Below are 14,954 nucleotides of genomic sequence, written 5' to 3' on the forward strand. Positions count from 1 at the left end.
TCGTGGATGCCCCGGACGGCCGATGGCGCGGGGTGGCGGGGATGCGCCGGGCGTGCTTCACGTCCACACGGACGGAGCCGGACGGCGGGCGGGGGCACTCACATGCCCGCGACCGTCCTCAGCTGCACCACCACAGGAAGCGGTCGCAGGTCTTCGTGGGCGACGGCTCGGGCGGGGGCGCGGAGGTGGTCGGGGCCGCGGTCGGGGTGTCGGACGACTGGCTGGGGGCCGGGGCGGCCGGGGTCACCGGGGTCACCGGGGTCGCACCGGAACTCGTCGTGGCCGACTGCTGTGCCGTGCCGCTCCGCGTGGCGGAGGGGGAAGCGGAATCCTTGTCCCCGGGGGACTGCGACGGGGAGGCGGAGGCCGAGGCGTCCGGGGAGGCCGACCCGCCCGCCCGGGGGGTGGCGCCGGACGCGGCGCCTGCCGGGCCGGCGGTGCGGTCCGGCGCGACGGAGGCGGCGCCGCCGTCCGCCGAGGTGTTCCCGGCCGGGGCCGGGGCCTCGCTGGAGAAGGGTGAGAAGGGCGCGTCCGTGCCCAGTTCGGCGAGACTGAGCCCGCCCGCCGCGAGGACGAACCCGACGGCGACCAGGACGGTACGGCGGCGTCTTCGGCGGTGTGCGGCGGCCTTGCGGTCGCGGCGGCTGCCCTCGGCCCCGCCCCGGGCCCGCCGGCCGGCCGGGGCGCCCCCGTCGTCACCGGCGTCGTCGGCCCCCGCCTCCTCCGCTGCGCCGGCCCCCGCCTCCGCCGGTTCCGGTTCTTCCGCCCGCCCCGGCTCCCCGGGGGCGTCCGGAGCGCCTGGCGCCCCCTCGTGCCGCTGCTCGTACGGCTCGTACGGCTGCTCGTGCGCCGTCGGTGTCCCCGCGTGCCCGCGCCCGTCCCCCTGCTCGTGCGCGGGCGCGTCCGGTGCCGCCGTGGGGGCCGCGAGCCGGTCGGCCGGAGTACCGCACCCGGGGCAGGCCAGGGCGCCATTGAGGTGCCGTCGGCACGGGAGGCAGTAGTTCATGACGCGGGAAGACTAGGGTCCCCGAGGTTTCGGTTCCAGGCGCCGCTGTGAAGGTTTGGTGCGGGGTCGAAAGAGTTCTCGAGAGCCGTGCCGAAACCGTTACCTGTTCGACCCATTGACACCCCCGCCGGACCGTCCTTACTGTCACGCCAACATTTCGAACGTGTGACGAAATCTCGAACAGCTGAGGGGCAACTGCCGTGCGCATCACCGGAATCAGCACGCACGTGGTCGGCACGCCGTGGCGCAACCTGACCTACGTCCAGGTGCACACCGACGAGGGCATCACGGGAGTCGGCGAGACCCGGATGCTCGGGCACACCGACGCGCTGATCGGCTATCTGCGGGAGGCCGAGGCCAACCACATTCTCGGATCGGACCCGTTCGCTGTCGAGGACCTCGTGCGCCGGATGAAGTACGGCGACTACGGCCGCGCCGGGGAGATCGTCATGTCCGGCATCGCCGTGGTCGAGATGGCCTGCTGGGACATCAAGGGCAAGGCGCTGGGCGTGCCGGTGTGGCAGCTGCTCGGCGGGAAGGTGACCGACAAGGTCAAGGCGTACGCCAACGGCTGGTACACCACCGAGCGCACCCCGGAGGCGTACCACAAGGCCGCGCGGGGGGTCATGGAGCGCGGCTACAAGGCACTGAAGATCGACCCCTTCGGCACCGGGCACTTCGAGCTGGACCACCAGGAGACGGTGTACGCGGTCTCGCTCATCGAGGCCGTGCGGGACGCCATCGGCCCGGAGGCGGAGCTGATGCTGGAGATGCACGGCCGCTTCTCCCCCGCCACCGCCGTCCGGCTGGCCAAGGAGATGGCGCCCTTCAAGCCGGCCTGGCTGGAGGAGCCGGTGCCGCCGGAGAACCTGAAGGCGCTGGAGAAGGTCGCGGCCAAGGTGGACATCCCGGTGGCCACCGGGGAGCGCATCCACGACCGGATCGAGTTCCGCGAGCTGTTCGACAGCCAGGCGGTCGACATCATCCAGCCCGACGTCGGCCACATCGGCGGCATCTGGGAGACCCGGAAGCTGGCCGCGACCGCCGAGACCCACTACATGCTCGTCGCCCCGCACAACGTGGGCGGGTCGGTGCTCACCGCCGCCTCCCTCCAGGTCGGTTTCACCTCCCCGAACTTCAAGATCCTTGAGCACTTCAACGACTTCGCGGACGCGGAGATCAAGAAGGTGGTCAAGGGCGCCCCGCAGGTGAACCCGGAGGACGGCTGCTTCCACCTCTCCGACGCGCCCGGGCTCGGCGTCGAGCTGGACGTCGACGCGGCGGCGGAGTTCCCGCAGCAGCAGGCCCGGTTCGACCTGTGGGCCGAGGGCTGGGAGCAGCGCAAGCCCAAGGGCACGAAGTGAGCTCCCAGGTCCTGGTCGAGGCGCCGGGGGTGCACCGGGTCGAGGCCCACACGCCCCGGCGGCCCGGTCCCGGCGAGGCGCTGGTCGCGGTGCACGCGGCCGGCATCTGCGGCAGCGACCGCGAGGTGTACCAGGGCAACCGGCCCGAGGGGTACGTGCGCTATCCGCTCGTCCCCGGGCACGAGTGGTCGGGGACGGTCACGGAGGTGGGCGCCGGAGTGCCCGGTTCGCTCGTCGGCCGCAAGGTCGTCGGCGAGGGCTTCCGCAACTGCCAGGTGTGCGAACGCTGTCACGCGGGCGAGACCACGCTGTGCTCGGCCGGGTACGAGGAGACCGGCTTCACCCAGCCGGGCGCCATGGCCGCCACGCTGACCCTGCCCGCCCGGCTGCTGCACGTCCTGCCGGACGACGCCGACCTCACCGCCGCCGCCCTGCTGGAACCGGCCGCCTGTATCGCGGCCGCCGCGCTGAAGGCGGACGCCCGGCCGGGCGAGCGGGTCGCGGTGGTCGGCACGGGCACGCTGGGCATGTTCGCCGTGCAGTTCCTGAAGGCGGTCTCGCCGGCGGAGCTGCTCGTGGTGGGCACGCGGAACGACCGGGAGGCGCTGTCCCGGCGGTTCGGGGCGAGCGACTTCCGGCTGAAGGACGCCGAAGGTCCGGCGCTGCCCGGCGACTTCGACGTGGTGATCGAGACCGCCGGGTCGGCGTCCGCCGCGCGCACCGCCGCCGCGCTGCCGCGGCGCGGCGGCCGGCTGGTCCTCACCGGGATCCCGGCGCCGGGCGCGGACGGGCTCGACCCGACCGATCTCGTCGTACGGCAGCTGGAGGTGCACACCGTCTTCGGGGCACCGCCGGACGCCTGGGCCCACACCGTGCGGGTCTTCGGGGCCGGGCTGCTGGACCCGCTGCCGCTGGTCACCCACGAGTTGCCGCTGACCGAGTTCCCGCAGGCCATCGAGCTGGTCGGGGCAGGCGATCCCAAGGTGGGCAAGGTGCTGCTCCGCCCCTGACCGTGCGCCGGTCGGGGCGTGACCTGACGACGCCCCGACCGGCGTACGCCCCGCGCTCTTCCCTACCCAGAGCCGCGAACCTTGTCCGAAATACCGAACACTCAGGACCTTAAGGACAGCTTGTGACCGACGCTTCCGCCCCGGCAGCCCGCAGGCCCGGCGAGCAGGTGCTCGCCGCGCTCGGCCTCGGCGCGCCCGCCCTCGACCCCGCCGACGCCTCCGCCCGCACCTTCCCGGGCGGCGGTCGCTGGCGCACCGAGATCCCCTCGTGCGAGGGTCCCGAAGCGCTGGCGGTCGTGCTGAAGGAGGCCTCGCGCCTCGATGTGCCGATCCACCGGATCAGCCAGGGCAGCGGCGTGTGGATGCTCACCGACGCCGAGATCACCGAGATGGTCGACGCCACGAACGAGCGCGACATCGAGCTCTGCCTGTTCACCGGCCCGCGCGGCACCTGGGACATCGGCGGCTCGGTGCGGTCCGACTCGCGGGGGGCCGGACTGCGCGCCCGGGGCCACGACGCCGTCGCCGGCTGCGTCGAGGACGCCGTGCGGGCCACCGAACTGGGCGTGAAGTGCCTGCTGGTCGCCGACGAGGGCGTGCTGTGGACCCTGCACCGGGCCCGCCAGGCCGGGCTCATCCCGGCCGACACCACGCTGAAGGTCTCGGCGCTCATCGGCCCGGTCAACCCGGCCTCGTACGCCGTCTACGAGCGGCTCGGCGCCGACTCCGTCAACGTGCCCAGCGACCTGACGCTGGACCACCTCACCGAGATCCGCCGGGTCTCCGGCGCCCCCATGGACATGTACATCGAGGCCCCCGACGACCTCGGCGGCTACATCCGGATGTACGAGGTCGCCGAGCTGATCCGGCGCGGCGCGCCCCTCTACCTGAAGTTCGGCCTGTCCAAGGCCCCCGGCATCTACCCGTGGGGCACCCACCTGCGGGACGTGACCCTGGACACCGCCCGGGAGCGGGTGCGGCGCGGCCGGCTCGCCCTGGACCTGCTCGCCCGGCACGGCGCGGACGGCGACATGGCGCCGCTCGGCTCCCGACTGCCCGGGACGCTCCACCGCTTCCCCGTGGAAGCACCCGCACCGCTCACCTCCGCTCCTCTCAACGACGAGAACGACAAGGACTGATCCCAGATGCGCAACCGCAGAGCCGCACTCGCCGCCATAGCCGGAGCCGCCTCGCTCGCCCTCACCCTCACCGCCTGCGGTCAGAGCGGCGATGGCGGCAGCAAGGAGAAGTCGGGCGACGTCAAGGGCGGCACCATCGGCATCGCCATGCCGACCAAGTCCTCCGAGCGCTGGATCTCCGACGGCAAGAACGTCGTCAAGGACCTCCAGGCCAAGGGCTACAAGACCAAGCTGGTCTACGGCGAGGACGACCCGGAGACCCAGGTCTCGCAGATCGAGAACCTGATCACGCAGGGCGTCAAGGGCCTGATCATCGCGGCGATCGACAACAAGTCCCTGGACCACGTCCTCCAGGAGGCCGCGGACGCGCACATCCCGGTCATCTCCTACGACCGGCTGATCCTCGGCACCAAGAACGTCGACTACTACGCCTCGTTCGACAACGAGAAGGTCGGCAAGCTCCAGGGCCAGTACATCGTCGACAAGCTCGGGCTGAGCAAGGGCAAGAAGGGCCCGTTCAACATCGAGCTGTTCGCAGGCTCCAACGACGACAACAACACCAAGTACTTCTTCGGCGGCGCCATGAGCGTCCTCCAGCCGTACATCGACAAGAAGCAGCTGGTGGTCAAGTCCGGGCAGACCAAGCTGACCCAGGTCGTCACCCTGCGCTGGGACGGCACCACCGCGCAGAAGCGCATGGAGGACGTCCTCACCTCGGCCTACAAGAGCGGCCGGGTCGACGCGGTCCTCTCGCCGTACGACGGCATCTCCATCGGCATCCTGTCCGCCCTCAAGTCGGACGGCTACGGCTCGGGCAGCAAGCCGCTGCCCGTCATCACCGGCCAGGACGCCGAGCTGGCCTCGGTGAAGTCGATCATCTCCGGTCAGCAGACGCAGACCGTCTACAAGGACCTCCGCAAGCTCGCCGAGGTCGCCGCCACGATGATGGACGACTCCCTGAAGGGCAAGAAGCCCGAGGTCAACGACACCAAGACGTACGACAACGGGACGAAGGTCGTACCCGCCTACCTGCTCCAGCCGGTGAGCGTCGACAAGAGCAACTACAAGCAGGTGCTGGTCGACGGCGGTTACTACACCGAGGCCGACCTCAAGTAACCCGCCCACCTCCTACGGATTGGAAGGCACGACCATGGCGGGACCCGTCCTGGAAATGCGCTCGATCGTCAAGACCTTTCCCGGTGTCAAGGCGCTGTCGGACGTCACCCTGACCGTCCGGCAGGGCGAGGTCCACGCCGTCTGCGGGGAGAACGGCGCCGGCAAGTCCACCCTGATGAAGGTGCTCTCCGGCGTCCACCCCTACGGCAGTTACGAGGGGGACATCCTCTTCGAGTCGGAGACCTGCCAGTTCAAGGACATCCGGGCGAGCGAGCAGCACGGCATCGTCATCATCCACCAGGAACTGGCGCTGGTGCCGCATCTGTCCATCGCGGAGAACCTCTTCCTCGGCAACGAGCACGCCACGCGCGGACTCATCAACTGGCGCGAGACCCTGCGCCACGCCACCGCGCTGCTGCGCCGGGTCGGTCTGGACGAGCACCCGGAGACCCGGGTCGCCGACATCGGCGTGGGCAAGCAGCAGCTCGTCGAGATCGCCAAGGCGCTGTCCAAGCAGGTGAAGCTGCTGATCCTGGACGAGCCGACGGCGGCCCTGAACGACGAGGACAGCGACAAGCTCCTCGACCTGATCCTGGAGCTGAAGAACCAGGGCATCACCTCGATCATCATCTCCCACAAGCTCAACGAGATCCGCAAGGTCGCCGACTCGGTGACGATCATCCGGGACGGGCGGTCCATCGAGACCCTCGATGTGAAGGCGCCGGAGACGACCGAGGAGCGGATCATCGCCGGCATGGTCGGCCGCGACCTCGACCACCGCTTCCCCGAGCGCACCCCGCACCAGCCGGAGGAGGGCGCGGCGCCGGCGCTGGAGATCCGCGGCTGGACCGTGTTCCACCCGATCGACCAGCAGCGCAAGGTCGTGGACGACGTGTCCCTGAGCGTGCGCCGCGGCGAGATCGTCGGCATCGCGGGCCTGATGGGCGCGGGCCGCACCGAACTCGCGATGAGCGTCTTCGGGCGGACCTACGGCCGGTACGCGGCCGGCACGGTCCTGAAGGACGGCTCGGAGATCCGTACGAAGACCGTGGCGCAGGCGATCGGGCACGGCATCGCGTACGTCACCGAGGACCGCAAGCACTACGGCCTGAACCTCATCGACACCATCAACCGGAACATCTCGCTGACCGCGCTGGACAAGGTCGCCAAGCGGGGCGTGGTGGACGAGCACGAGGAACGGCAGGTCGCCGAGGGCTTCCGGAAGTCCATGAACATCAAGGCGCCCACGGTCTTCGAGCCGGTCGGCAAGCTCTCCGGCGGCAACCAGCAGAAGGTCGTCCTCAGCAAGTGGATCTTCGCGGGTCCCGACGTGCTGATCCTCGACGAACCGACCCGCGGCATCGACGTGGGCGCCAAGTACGAGATCTACACGGTCATCGACCAGCTCGCCGCCCAGGGCAAGGCGGTGGTCTTCATCTCCTCCGAGCTTCCCGAGCTGCTCGGCATGTGCGACCGCATCTACACGATGGCCGCCGGGCGGCTGACCGGTGAGGTGCCGCGGGCCGAGGCCACGCAGGAAGTGCTGATGCGCCATATGACGAAGGACAAAGAGGTAACGCGATGAGCACGGATGTGACCGCCAAGAGCCCGGCCCCCGCGCCGCCGGGCAGGAGCGGACCGGCCGCCGACGGGGGGCTGCTCGGCCTGGTACTGGCCGGTCTGCGCCGCAACATGCGCCAGTACGGCATGCTGATCGCGCTCGGCCTGATCGTCGTCCTCTTCGCGATCTGGACCGACGGGGACCTGCTGCTGCCGCGCAACGTCTCCAACCTGGTGCTCCAGAACAGCTACATCCTGATCCTCGCGATCGGCATGATGCTGGTGATCATCGCCGGGCACATCGACCTGTCGGTCGGCTCGCTCACCGCGTTCGTCGGCGCCTTCGCGGCCGTGCTGACCGTGCAGCACGGGATCTCCTGGCCCGTCGCGCTGGTGCTGTGCCTGGTGGTCGGCGCGGTCGCCGGCTCGGTCCAGGGCTATCTGATCGCCTATCTCGGCATACCGTCGTTCATCGTCACCCTCGCCGGGATGCTCCTCTTCCGCGGCCTCACCGAGATCCTGCTCAAGGGCCAGACCCTCGGCCCGTTCCCGGACGGTCTGCAGAAGCTCGGCAACGGCTTCCTGCCCGAGGTCGGCCCGGACACCAACTACCACAACCTCACCCTGCTGCTCGGGCTCGTCCTGATCGCGGCGGTGGTGTGGCAGGAGTTCCGGGACCGCCGCCGCCAGCAGGAGTTCTCCCTGGACGTGCTGCCGACCCGGCTGTTCCTGCTCAAGCTGACCGCCCTGGTCGCCGCGATCCTCGTGCTCACCCTGCTGCTCGCCAGCTACAAGGGCGCCCCGATCGTGCTGATCATCCTCGGCGCGCTGGTCGTCGGCTACGGCTACGTCATGCGCAACGCGGTCTTCGGCCGGCACATCTACGCGATCGGCGGCAACCTGCCGGCGGCCAAGCTGTCCGGCGTGAAGGACAAGAAGGTCACCTTCTACGTCTTCCTGAACATGGGCGTGCTCGCGGCCCTGGCGGGTCTGGTGGTCGCCGCCCGGCTGAACGCGGCCTCGCCGAAGGCGGGCGTCAACTTCGAACTGGAGGCCATCGCCTCCGCGTTCATCGGCGGCGCGTCCATGAGCGGCGGTGTCGGCACCGTCCTCGGCGCCATCATCGGCGGTCTCGTCCTCGGCGTGCTGAACAACGGCATGAACCTCCTCAGCGTCGGCACCGACTGGCAGCAGGTCATCAAGGGCCTCGCCCTGCTGGTGGCGGTCGGGTTCGACGTGTGGAACAAGCGCAAGTCCGGTTCGTAAGCGCCCAGACAACGGAGCCGCACCCATGGAACTGAACAGACGCACGGTCATCGCGGGAGCAGCCGCGGCGGGCATCGCCGCCACCACCCTCGGCGGCACCGCCGAGGCCGCCTCGGGAAGGAAGCCGGTGAAGGAGCCCTTCGGCACCCTCGCCGACGGCACGAAGGTGTACCGCTGGTCGCTGGAGAACGGCGGCACCCGGCTGAGGGTGCTGTCCTACGGCGGCATCGTCCAGAGCCTGGAACTGCCCGACCGGCACGGCCGGTACGCCGACGTCGTGGCCGGCTTCGACGACATCGCCGACTACGTGGCCAAGAGCCCGTACTTCGGCGCGCTGATCGGCCGGTACGGCAACCGCATCGGCAAGGGCCAGTTCACGCTGGACGGCACGGCGTACCAGCTCTCCGTGAACGACGGCGCCAACCACCTGCACGGCGGCGCCCAGGGCTTCGACAAGCACGTGTGGGACGTCGAGCCGTTCGCCAAGGGCTCCGACGTCGGGCTGCGCCTGCACTACACCAGCGTCGACGGCGAGATGGGCTACCCGGGCACGCTGCGGGCGACGGTCACGTACACCCTCACCCGGCACGGCGACTGGCGCATCGACTACGCGGCCACCACCGACAAGGCCACCGTCGTCAACCTCACCAGCCACGTCTACTGGAACCTGGCCGGCGAGGGCAGCGGCACGATCGAGGACCACGAACTCACGATCGCCGCCTCCCGCTACACCCCGACCGACTCCGGCCTGATCCCCACCGGCGAGCTGGCCGGGGTCGCGGGCACCCCGTTCGACTTCCGGCGCGCCAAGCCCGTCGGCCGGGACATCCGGGCGGGCCACGAGCAGCAGGTGCTGGCCAAGGGGTACGACCACAACTGGGTCCTGGACAAGGGGATCACCGCGAGGCCCGAGCACGTCGCCACCCTGCGCGACCCGCGCTCCGGGCGCACCCTGAAGATCGCCACCGACCAGCCGGGCCTGCAGTTCTACTCCGGCAACTTCCTCGACGGGACGCTCACCGGCACCGGCGGCCGCACCTACCGGCAGGGCGACGCGCTGTGCCTGGAGACGCAGCACTTCCCGGACTCGCCGAACCACGCGAACTTCCCGTCGACGGTGCTGCGGCCGGGGCAGACGTACCGGACGTCGACCCTGCACACCTTCGGGGCGTGAACCGGCTCACACCGGCGGTGAGTTGAACACCACTGCCGTCCCCTCCGTATCGAAGGGCGGCCCGTGCTCCCCCGCACGGGCCACCCTTCGACGGAGGTTCCCTTGGCCGGCAACGTCACCTCGTTGTTCCGCGGCACCGCCGCGCACAGCCCCTCCATGGCGGCGCTGACGCGGGAGGGCGGCGACGGGACCGGCCCGGTGGACTTCTGCATTCCGTGCAATCCGTACTTCCCGACGCCCGCCATGTTCGAGGAGCTGGCGGGCCGGCTGCGCGAGATCGTCACGTACTACCCGAGCGGCGCCGACACCGTCACCGCGGAGCTGTGCGACCTGCTCCGGCTCCCGCCGCAGTGCGTGGCGATGGGCAACGGCTCCACGGAGCTGATCACCTGGATCGACCACCTGCTGGTCCGCGAGTCCCTGGCCGTCCCCGTGCCCACCTTCGGCCGCTGGACCGACCAGCCGATGGAGACCGGCAAGCGGGTCGACATGTTCCCCCTCCAGGAGGCGAACGACTTCGCCCTGGACCTCGGCCGGTACGCCGAGTTCATCCGCGCCCGCGGCACCCGGGTGGCCGTGGTCTGCAACCCCAACAACCCCGACGGCGGCTTTCTGCGCCGGCAGCAGATCGTGCAGTTCCTGGACGCCATGGCGGACCTCGACCTGGTGATCGTGGACGAGTCCTTCCTGGAGTTCGCCGACGCGGAGGCCGAGCCGAGCGTCGTCCAGGAGGCCATGCTCCGCCCCAACGTGATCGTCCTGCGCAGCCTCGGCAAGAACTTCGGCCTGCACGGCATCCGCTTCGGCTACCTCGTCGCCAACCCGGCGCTCGCGGGCAAGGTCCGCTCCATGCTGCCGAAGTGGAACCTCAACTCCTTCGCCGAGCACGTGGTGTTCATGCTGAAGGAGCACGGCGCCGAGTACGCGCGGAGCCTGACGCAGGTCCGCCGCGACCGCCTGGAGATGGCCAGCCACCTCTCGGCGCTCCCCGGCCTCACCGTCTACCCCTCCCAGGGCAACTTCCTCTTCGTGCGCCTGCCCCTCGGCGCCGAGGGCACGGTGGTGCGGGACCGGATGCTCACCGAGCACCGGGTCCTGGTCCGCGAGTGCGGCAACAAGATCGGATCCTCCAGCCGCTTCCTGCGGCTCGTGGTGCGCCCCCAGGTCGACGTGCGTCGCCTGGTGTCCGGCCTGGAACAGGTGCTCTACGGGTCCGGGAGGGGAGCCGCCGTACCCGAGCCGGGCACCGGGACCGGCTACAGCTCGGGTACGGCGGCGGTCGACCGGCTGGTCAGCGAGACCAACGGGGCCGGGATGCGGCTGACCGCGTCCGGCCCCGCACCGGCCGCCGGCACCGGCATGCCGCTCCCCGCCGCCGTGGCCCCGCCCGGCGGCGGGATGCCGATGCCGGCGGCAGCCCCGCCACCGGCCCCGGCCGCTCCGGCGGCGGCCGTGCTGCCCGCACCGGCTGCCGTACCACCGGTCCCCACCCCGGTACCGGCTCCCGTACCGGCACCGATGGTCCCCGCGCCCGCACCGCCCGCGCCGCTCGCGCCCGCCGCGGCCGTCGCTCCCACCCCGCCCGGGGTCCCGGCCCGGGGCGGGCTCACCGCCGCCCAGGTCCGCGGGATGACGGCTCCGGCCCCGGCGGCCGGCCTGACCCCGGCCCCCGCGACGGGCTGGCCCAACGCCCAGAGCTGGCCGAACGCGGCGGGGACGGGCCAAGCGGCCGTCTGACACACAAGGAGCCCCGTCCAGCCGGGAGAGTGAACTCCGGCCGTCCACACCGGGGTTCTCACGTCCTCCCGCCGTGCGCGCGGCGCGCGGTGGCCGTGTCGTTCACTCGCCCCGGACACCCGTGGGGAGGACCGTCTTGAGCGACGTGACCGGGTGGCCGATCTCCAGGGCGCCGAGGACGCCGTCGAGGAGGGAGGCGCCGGGGACAGCGGCGGGCGGCGCGGGGCGCGTGCCTGCCTCGGCGGTGGCGGCGGAGGCCAGCAGGGCGGCCGTCAGGACGGTGACACAGGCGAGTTCCTTGATCATGCCTGCCCTAACGACGGACACGGGCGGGGGATACCCGCCGGTGCGCCGGCCGGGGGACCGGCGTTCCGCCTAACGGGTTCCCTTGCGGGAACGTGTGCGGGAGCTCCGGCACGGTGGCGATTTCTCCTGCCTTCACGGGGCCGTTACCCTGCCGTACGGCCAGCCCCGTACCGCCCGTACCGCGTAGTCCGCCCGCGCCGCGATCCTCATGGGTCCGTCGCGGGGGTGGGTCCGTGGGGAGAATGGCCGGACCGCGCCCCCGTAAGTACCGCCCGGGAGGACCCACCTTGGCGCTCAGCAGACGTACCTTCAGTGCCCTGGCCGGCTCCGCCGCGCTCGGTCTCGCCCTGGGCGGCAGCGGCGGCCCCGGGGCGCCGTCCGCGTACGCGGGCAGCAGCGCGCCGACCGGTCCGGCGCCGCTGCCGCCGAGCGCCGACGGCGAGCGGCACACCATCGGGTACGACCGGTACTCGCTGCTCGTGGACGGGCGGCGGCTGGCGGTGTGGTCCGGCGAGATGCACCCGTTCCGGCTGCCGAGCCCGTCCCTGTGGCGGGACGTGCTGCAGAAGATGCGGGCGCACGGCTACAACGCCGTGAGCGTCTACGTGGCCTGGAACTACCACTCCCCCGCGCCCGGCGCGTACGACTTCAGCGGCGTCCGGGACCTGGACCTGTTCCTGCGCACGGCCGCCGAGACCGGGCTGTACGTCATCCTGCGCCCCGGCCCCTACATCAACGCCGAGGTCGACGGCGGGGGCTTCCCCGGCTGGCTGACGGCGACGAGGGGCACGGCACGGACCGACGACCCGGTCTACCTGGCGCACGTGGACGAGTGGCTGACCCGGGTGAACCGGATCGCCCGCCGGCACCTGTTCACACAGGGCGACGGCACGGTCCTGCTGTACCAGATCGAGAACGAGTACGACGCCCATGTGGACGAGGCCACCGGGCGGAACTACATGTCCCACCTGTACCGGAAGGTGCGCGGCGACGGGATCGACGTCCCGTTGTTCCACAACGACAAGGGGCGCAACGGGTACTGGGTGCCGGGGTCGTTCGACACCGGCGGGGAGAGGGGCGGCTGGCTGTACGGGTTCGACGGGTATCCGTCGCCGAAGCAGACCCCGCCGGACTGGGGGCACTACGGTCCCGGCGGGGCCGAGGGCGGGGCCACCGCCTCCCCCGACACGCCCGGCTTCGTGCCCGAGTTCGGGGGCGGCTGGTTCGATCCGTGGGGCGGGGCGTGGTTCGACGGCAAGGGGTACGCCGAGTCGCGGCGCACCCGGGACGCCGCGTACGAGCGGCGCTTCTACCTGACCAACCTCGCCAACGGGCTCACCCTGCACAACGTGTACATGACGTTCGGGGGGACGTCATGGGGCTGGCTGCCCGCGCCGGTCGTCTACACGTCGTACGACTACGGCGCCGCCATCGACGAAGGCCGGAACGTCACGGACAAGATCGCGCCGATGCACCAGCTCGGCCATCTGCTCCAGCGCGTGCCCGACTTCGCGAAGCTGGACCGGGCGGCGGACGTGCGGGCCGACGGGCTGAAGGTCTACCACCTGACCAACCCGGACACCGGCACCCACGTGTACGTCGCCCGCAACGACGGCGCCGACCCGGTCACCACCGAACTGCCCACCGACGCCGGCACGCTGCGGATCACCGTGCCCGGCAAGGACGCCAAGCTGCTCACCACCGGGCTGCCGCTGGGCAGGCGGACGCTGAAGTACGCCACCGTCGCGCCCATGACGGTCCTGACGGCGGGCCGGCAGGACATCGCCGTGTTCGCCGGGCGGCGCGAGGAGATGGCCGAGCTGGTGCTGAAGTGCCCGGAAGAGCCCTCCGTGCAGCGGCTGGACCCGGAGGCCGGCTGGGCGTACGACCGGAACGAACTCCATGTGAACGCCCCCCTCGGCCAGGACGGGCTGACCCGGGTGCTGGTGCGCAAGGGCGAGACGGACACCCCGCTGCTGCTGCTCTTCGCCGACGACGCCACCGCCGTACGCCTCTTCCCCTACGACACCCCGTCCGGGACCCTCCTCGTCTACGGCCCGGCGCTGCTGCGGCACGCGGAGCTGCGCGGCTCCGAGGTCCACCTGACCGGTGACGTCGTCGAGCGGACCGGCATGGAGGTGTGGGGCCCGCGCGGGATCGACACCCTGGTCTGGAACGGGCGGAAGCTGCCCACCCGGGCCACGCTCTCCGGCAGCCTGCTGACCACCGGGATGCTGCCGGACGTGCCCGAGGTGCGGCTGCCGGAGCTGGGCGGCTGGCGGATGCGCAGGGAGAACCCGGAAGCGGGCCCGAGCTTCGACGACTCGTCGTGGAAGGTGGCGGACAGGACGTCGTCGTACAGCACCACGGCGGTCCCGGACGGACAGCCGGTCCTCTTCGCGGACGACTACGGCTTCCACTACGGGGACGTCTGGTACCGGGGCGAACTGGCCGGCACCACCGGTGTCGAGGAGGTCTCGCTCGCCTACAGCACCGGCACGCAGGGCCTGCTGATGGCCTGGCTGGACGGCGAGCCGCTGGGCACGCACCGGATGCCGGTACCGGACAAGGACGTGACCATCCGCAAGGGCAGCTGGGCGCAGACGGCGGTCTTCCCGGTGCGGGAGCGGCTGCGCTCCCCCGGCCGGCACGTTCTGTCGGTCCTCGTCCGGCGCATGGCGCACGACCAGGACGGCAAGGCGCTCGACACCCACAAGGCGGCGCGGGGCCTGACGGCGGTCACCTTCAAGGGGGCCTCGCCGAAGGTGCGGTGGCGCATCCAGGGCGCCGGCCCCGCCGACCCCGTGCGCGGGCCGATGAACAACGGCGGCCTGTACGGCGAGCGGGAGGGCTGGCACCTGCCCGGCTTCCGGGACCGGGACTGGGAGCGGGTGACCTTGCCGCGCGCGGCGCGGTACCAGGGCGTGACCTGGTACCGGACGACGTTCCGGCTGTCGGTGCCGGCCGGCGTCGACGCGTCGGTCGGCCTGACCCTGGACGACGACCCGTACCGCGCCTACCGCGCGCAGATCTTCCTCAACGGCTGGAACCTGGGTCAGTACATCAACAACGTCGGCCCGCAGCACACCTTCGTCCTGCCGAACGGCATCCTGCGCACCCGGGGCGCCAACACCCTGGCGCTGGCGGTCCTTACGGAGTTCACCACGCTGTCGGGCCCCGGGTCGGTGCGGCTGACCCTGCTCGGCAGGGCGTCGGGCGGTGTGCCGGTCACGCCGGTCTGACCACGTTCCAGGACGGCGGTTCCCGTACGGCGAT

Annotated in this window: 11 protein-coding genes; 9 read left to right on the forward strand and 2 right to left on the reverse strand. The window is 71.5% G+C overall.

Going from position 1 to position 14,954, the window contains the following annotated elements:
- Positions 1-118 precede the first annotated feature (118 nt).
- Positions 119-1,006, reverse strand: coding sequence for a hypothetical protein (locus tag AB0947_RS08100; protein ID WP_366749425.1), 888 nt, complete (start codon positions 1,004-1,006; stop codon positions 119-121).
- 200 nt (positions 1,007-1,206) lie between these two features.
- Here AB0947_RS08100 and AB0947_RS08105 point away from each other — a divergent pair, with 200 nt between their 5' ends.
- The 8 genes from AB0947_RS08105 (at position 1,207) to AB0947_RS08140 (ending at position 11,372) form a co-directional block, all read left to right on the forward strand.
- Positions 1,207-2,370 carry a mandelate racemase/muconate lactonizing enzyme family protein gene (locus AB0947_RS08105; RefSeq protein ID WP_366749426.1) on the forward strand — a complete coding sequence of 388 codons (1,164 nt, stop codon included), beginning with the start codon at positions 1,207-1,209 and terminating at the stop codon, positions 2,368-2,370.
- Positions 2,367-3,380 (forward strand): alcohol dehydrogenase catalytic domain-containing protein, encoded by a 1,014-nt coding sequence (locus AB0947_RS08110; protein ID WP_366749427.1) that lies wholly within the window; start codon positions 2,367-2,369, stop codon positions 3,378-3,380. The genes AB0947_RS08105 and AB0947_RS08110 overlap by 4 nt, the downstream gene beginning before the upstream one ends.
- 122 nt (positions 3,381-3,502) lie before the next feature.
- Positions 3,503-4,519 (forward strand): hypothetical protein, encoded by a 1,017-nt coding sequence (locus AB0947_RS08115; protein ID WP_366749428.1) that lies wholly within the window; start codon positions 3,503-3,505, stop codon positions 4,517-4,519.
- A gap of 6 nt (positions 4,520-4,525) precedes the next feature.
- Complete coding sequence (gene chvE / locus AB0947_RS08120; protein WP_366749429.1) at positions 4,526-5,635, forward strand: multiple monosaccharide ABC transporter substrate-binding protein; 1,110 nt, start codon at positions 4,526-4,528, stop codon at positions 5,633-5,635.
- Between the two features lie 34 nt (positions 5,636-5,669).
- On the forward strand, positions 5,670-7,220 hold the full coding sequence (gene mmsA, locus AB0947_RS08125) for a multiple monosaccharide ABC transporter ATP-binding protein (RefSeq protein WP_366749430.1): 1,551 nt from the start codon (positions 5,670-5,672) through the stop codon (positions 7,218-7,220).
- The gene (mmsB, locus tag AB0947_RS08130; RefSeq protein ID WP_366749432.1) at positions 7,217-8,461 is read left to right on the forward strand and encodes a multiple monosaccharide ABC transporter permease; all 1,245 of its coding nucleotides are present in this window, start codon (positions 7,217-7,219) and stop codon (positions 8,459-8,461) included. Before mmsA ends, mmsB begins: the two co-directional genes overlap by 4 nt.
- 25 nt (positions 8,462-8,486) lie before the next feature.
- Positions 8,487-9,635: an aldose epimerase family protein gene (locus AB0947_RS08135; RefSeq protein ID WP_366749433.1), complete on the forward strand. Its 1,149-nt coding sequence runs from the start codon at positions 8,487-8,489 to the stop codon at positions 9,633-9,635.
- Between the two features lie 102 nt (positions 9,636-9,737).
- Positions 9,738-11,372, forward strand: coding sequence for a histidinol-phosphate transaminase (locus AB0947_RS08140; RefSeq protein WP_366749434.1), 1,635 nt, complete (start codon positions 9,738-9,740; stop codon positions 11,370-11,372).
- Positions 11,373-11,474: 102 nt separating this feature from the next.
- On the opposite strand, the gene AB0947_RS08145 is transcribed toward AB0947_RS08140, so the two are convergent.
- Positions 11,475-11,699 (reverse strand): hypothetical protein, encoded by a 225-nt coding sequence (locus AB0947_RS08145; RefSeq protein ID WP_366749435.1) that lies wholly within the window; start codon positions 11,697-11,699, stop codon positions 11,475-11,477.
- 266 nt (positions 11,700-11,965) lie between these two features.
- Here AB0947_RS08145 and AB0947_RS08150 point away from each other — a divergent pair, with 266 nt between their 5' ends.
- Entirely contained in the window at positions 11,966-14,920 is a 2,955-nt protein-coding gene (locus tag AB0947_RS08150) for a beta-galactosidase (RefSeq protein WP_366749436.1), read from the forward strand.
- Positions 14,921-14,954 lie beyond the last annotated feature (34 nt).

It is taken from the genome of Streptomyces sp. NPDC047841, assembly GCF_040704085.1.
Classification (GTDB): Bacteria; Actinomycetota; Actinomycetes; order Streptomycetales; family Streptomycetaceae; genus Streptomyces; species Streptomyces argyrophylli.

Coding starts and splice junctions, on each gene's coding strand:
- mmsB (WP_366749432.1), top strand. CDS start 7,217: ATGAGCACGGATGTGACCGCCAAGAGCCCGGCCCCCGCGCCGCCGGGC.
- AB0947_RS08135 (WP_366749433.1), top strand. CDS start 8,487: ATGGAACTGAACAGACGCACGGTCATCGCGGGAGCAGCCGCGGCGGGC.
- mmsA (WP_366749430.1), top strand. CDS start 5,670: ATGGCGGGACCCGTCCTGGAAATGCGCTCGATCGTCAAGACCTTTCCC.
- chvE (WP_366749429.1), top strand. CDS start 4,526: ATGCGCAACCGCAGAGCCGCACTCGCCGCCATAGCCGGAGCCGCCTCG.
- AB0947_RS08100 (WP_366749425.1), bottom strand. CDS start 1,006: ATGAACTACTGCCTCCCGTGCCGACGGCACCTCAATGGCGCCCTGGCC.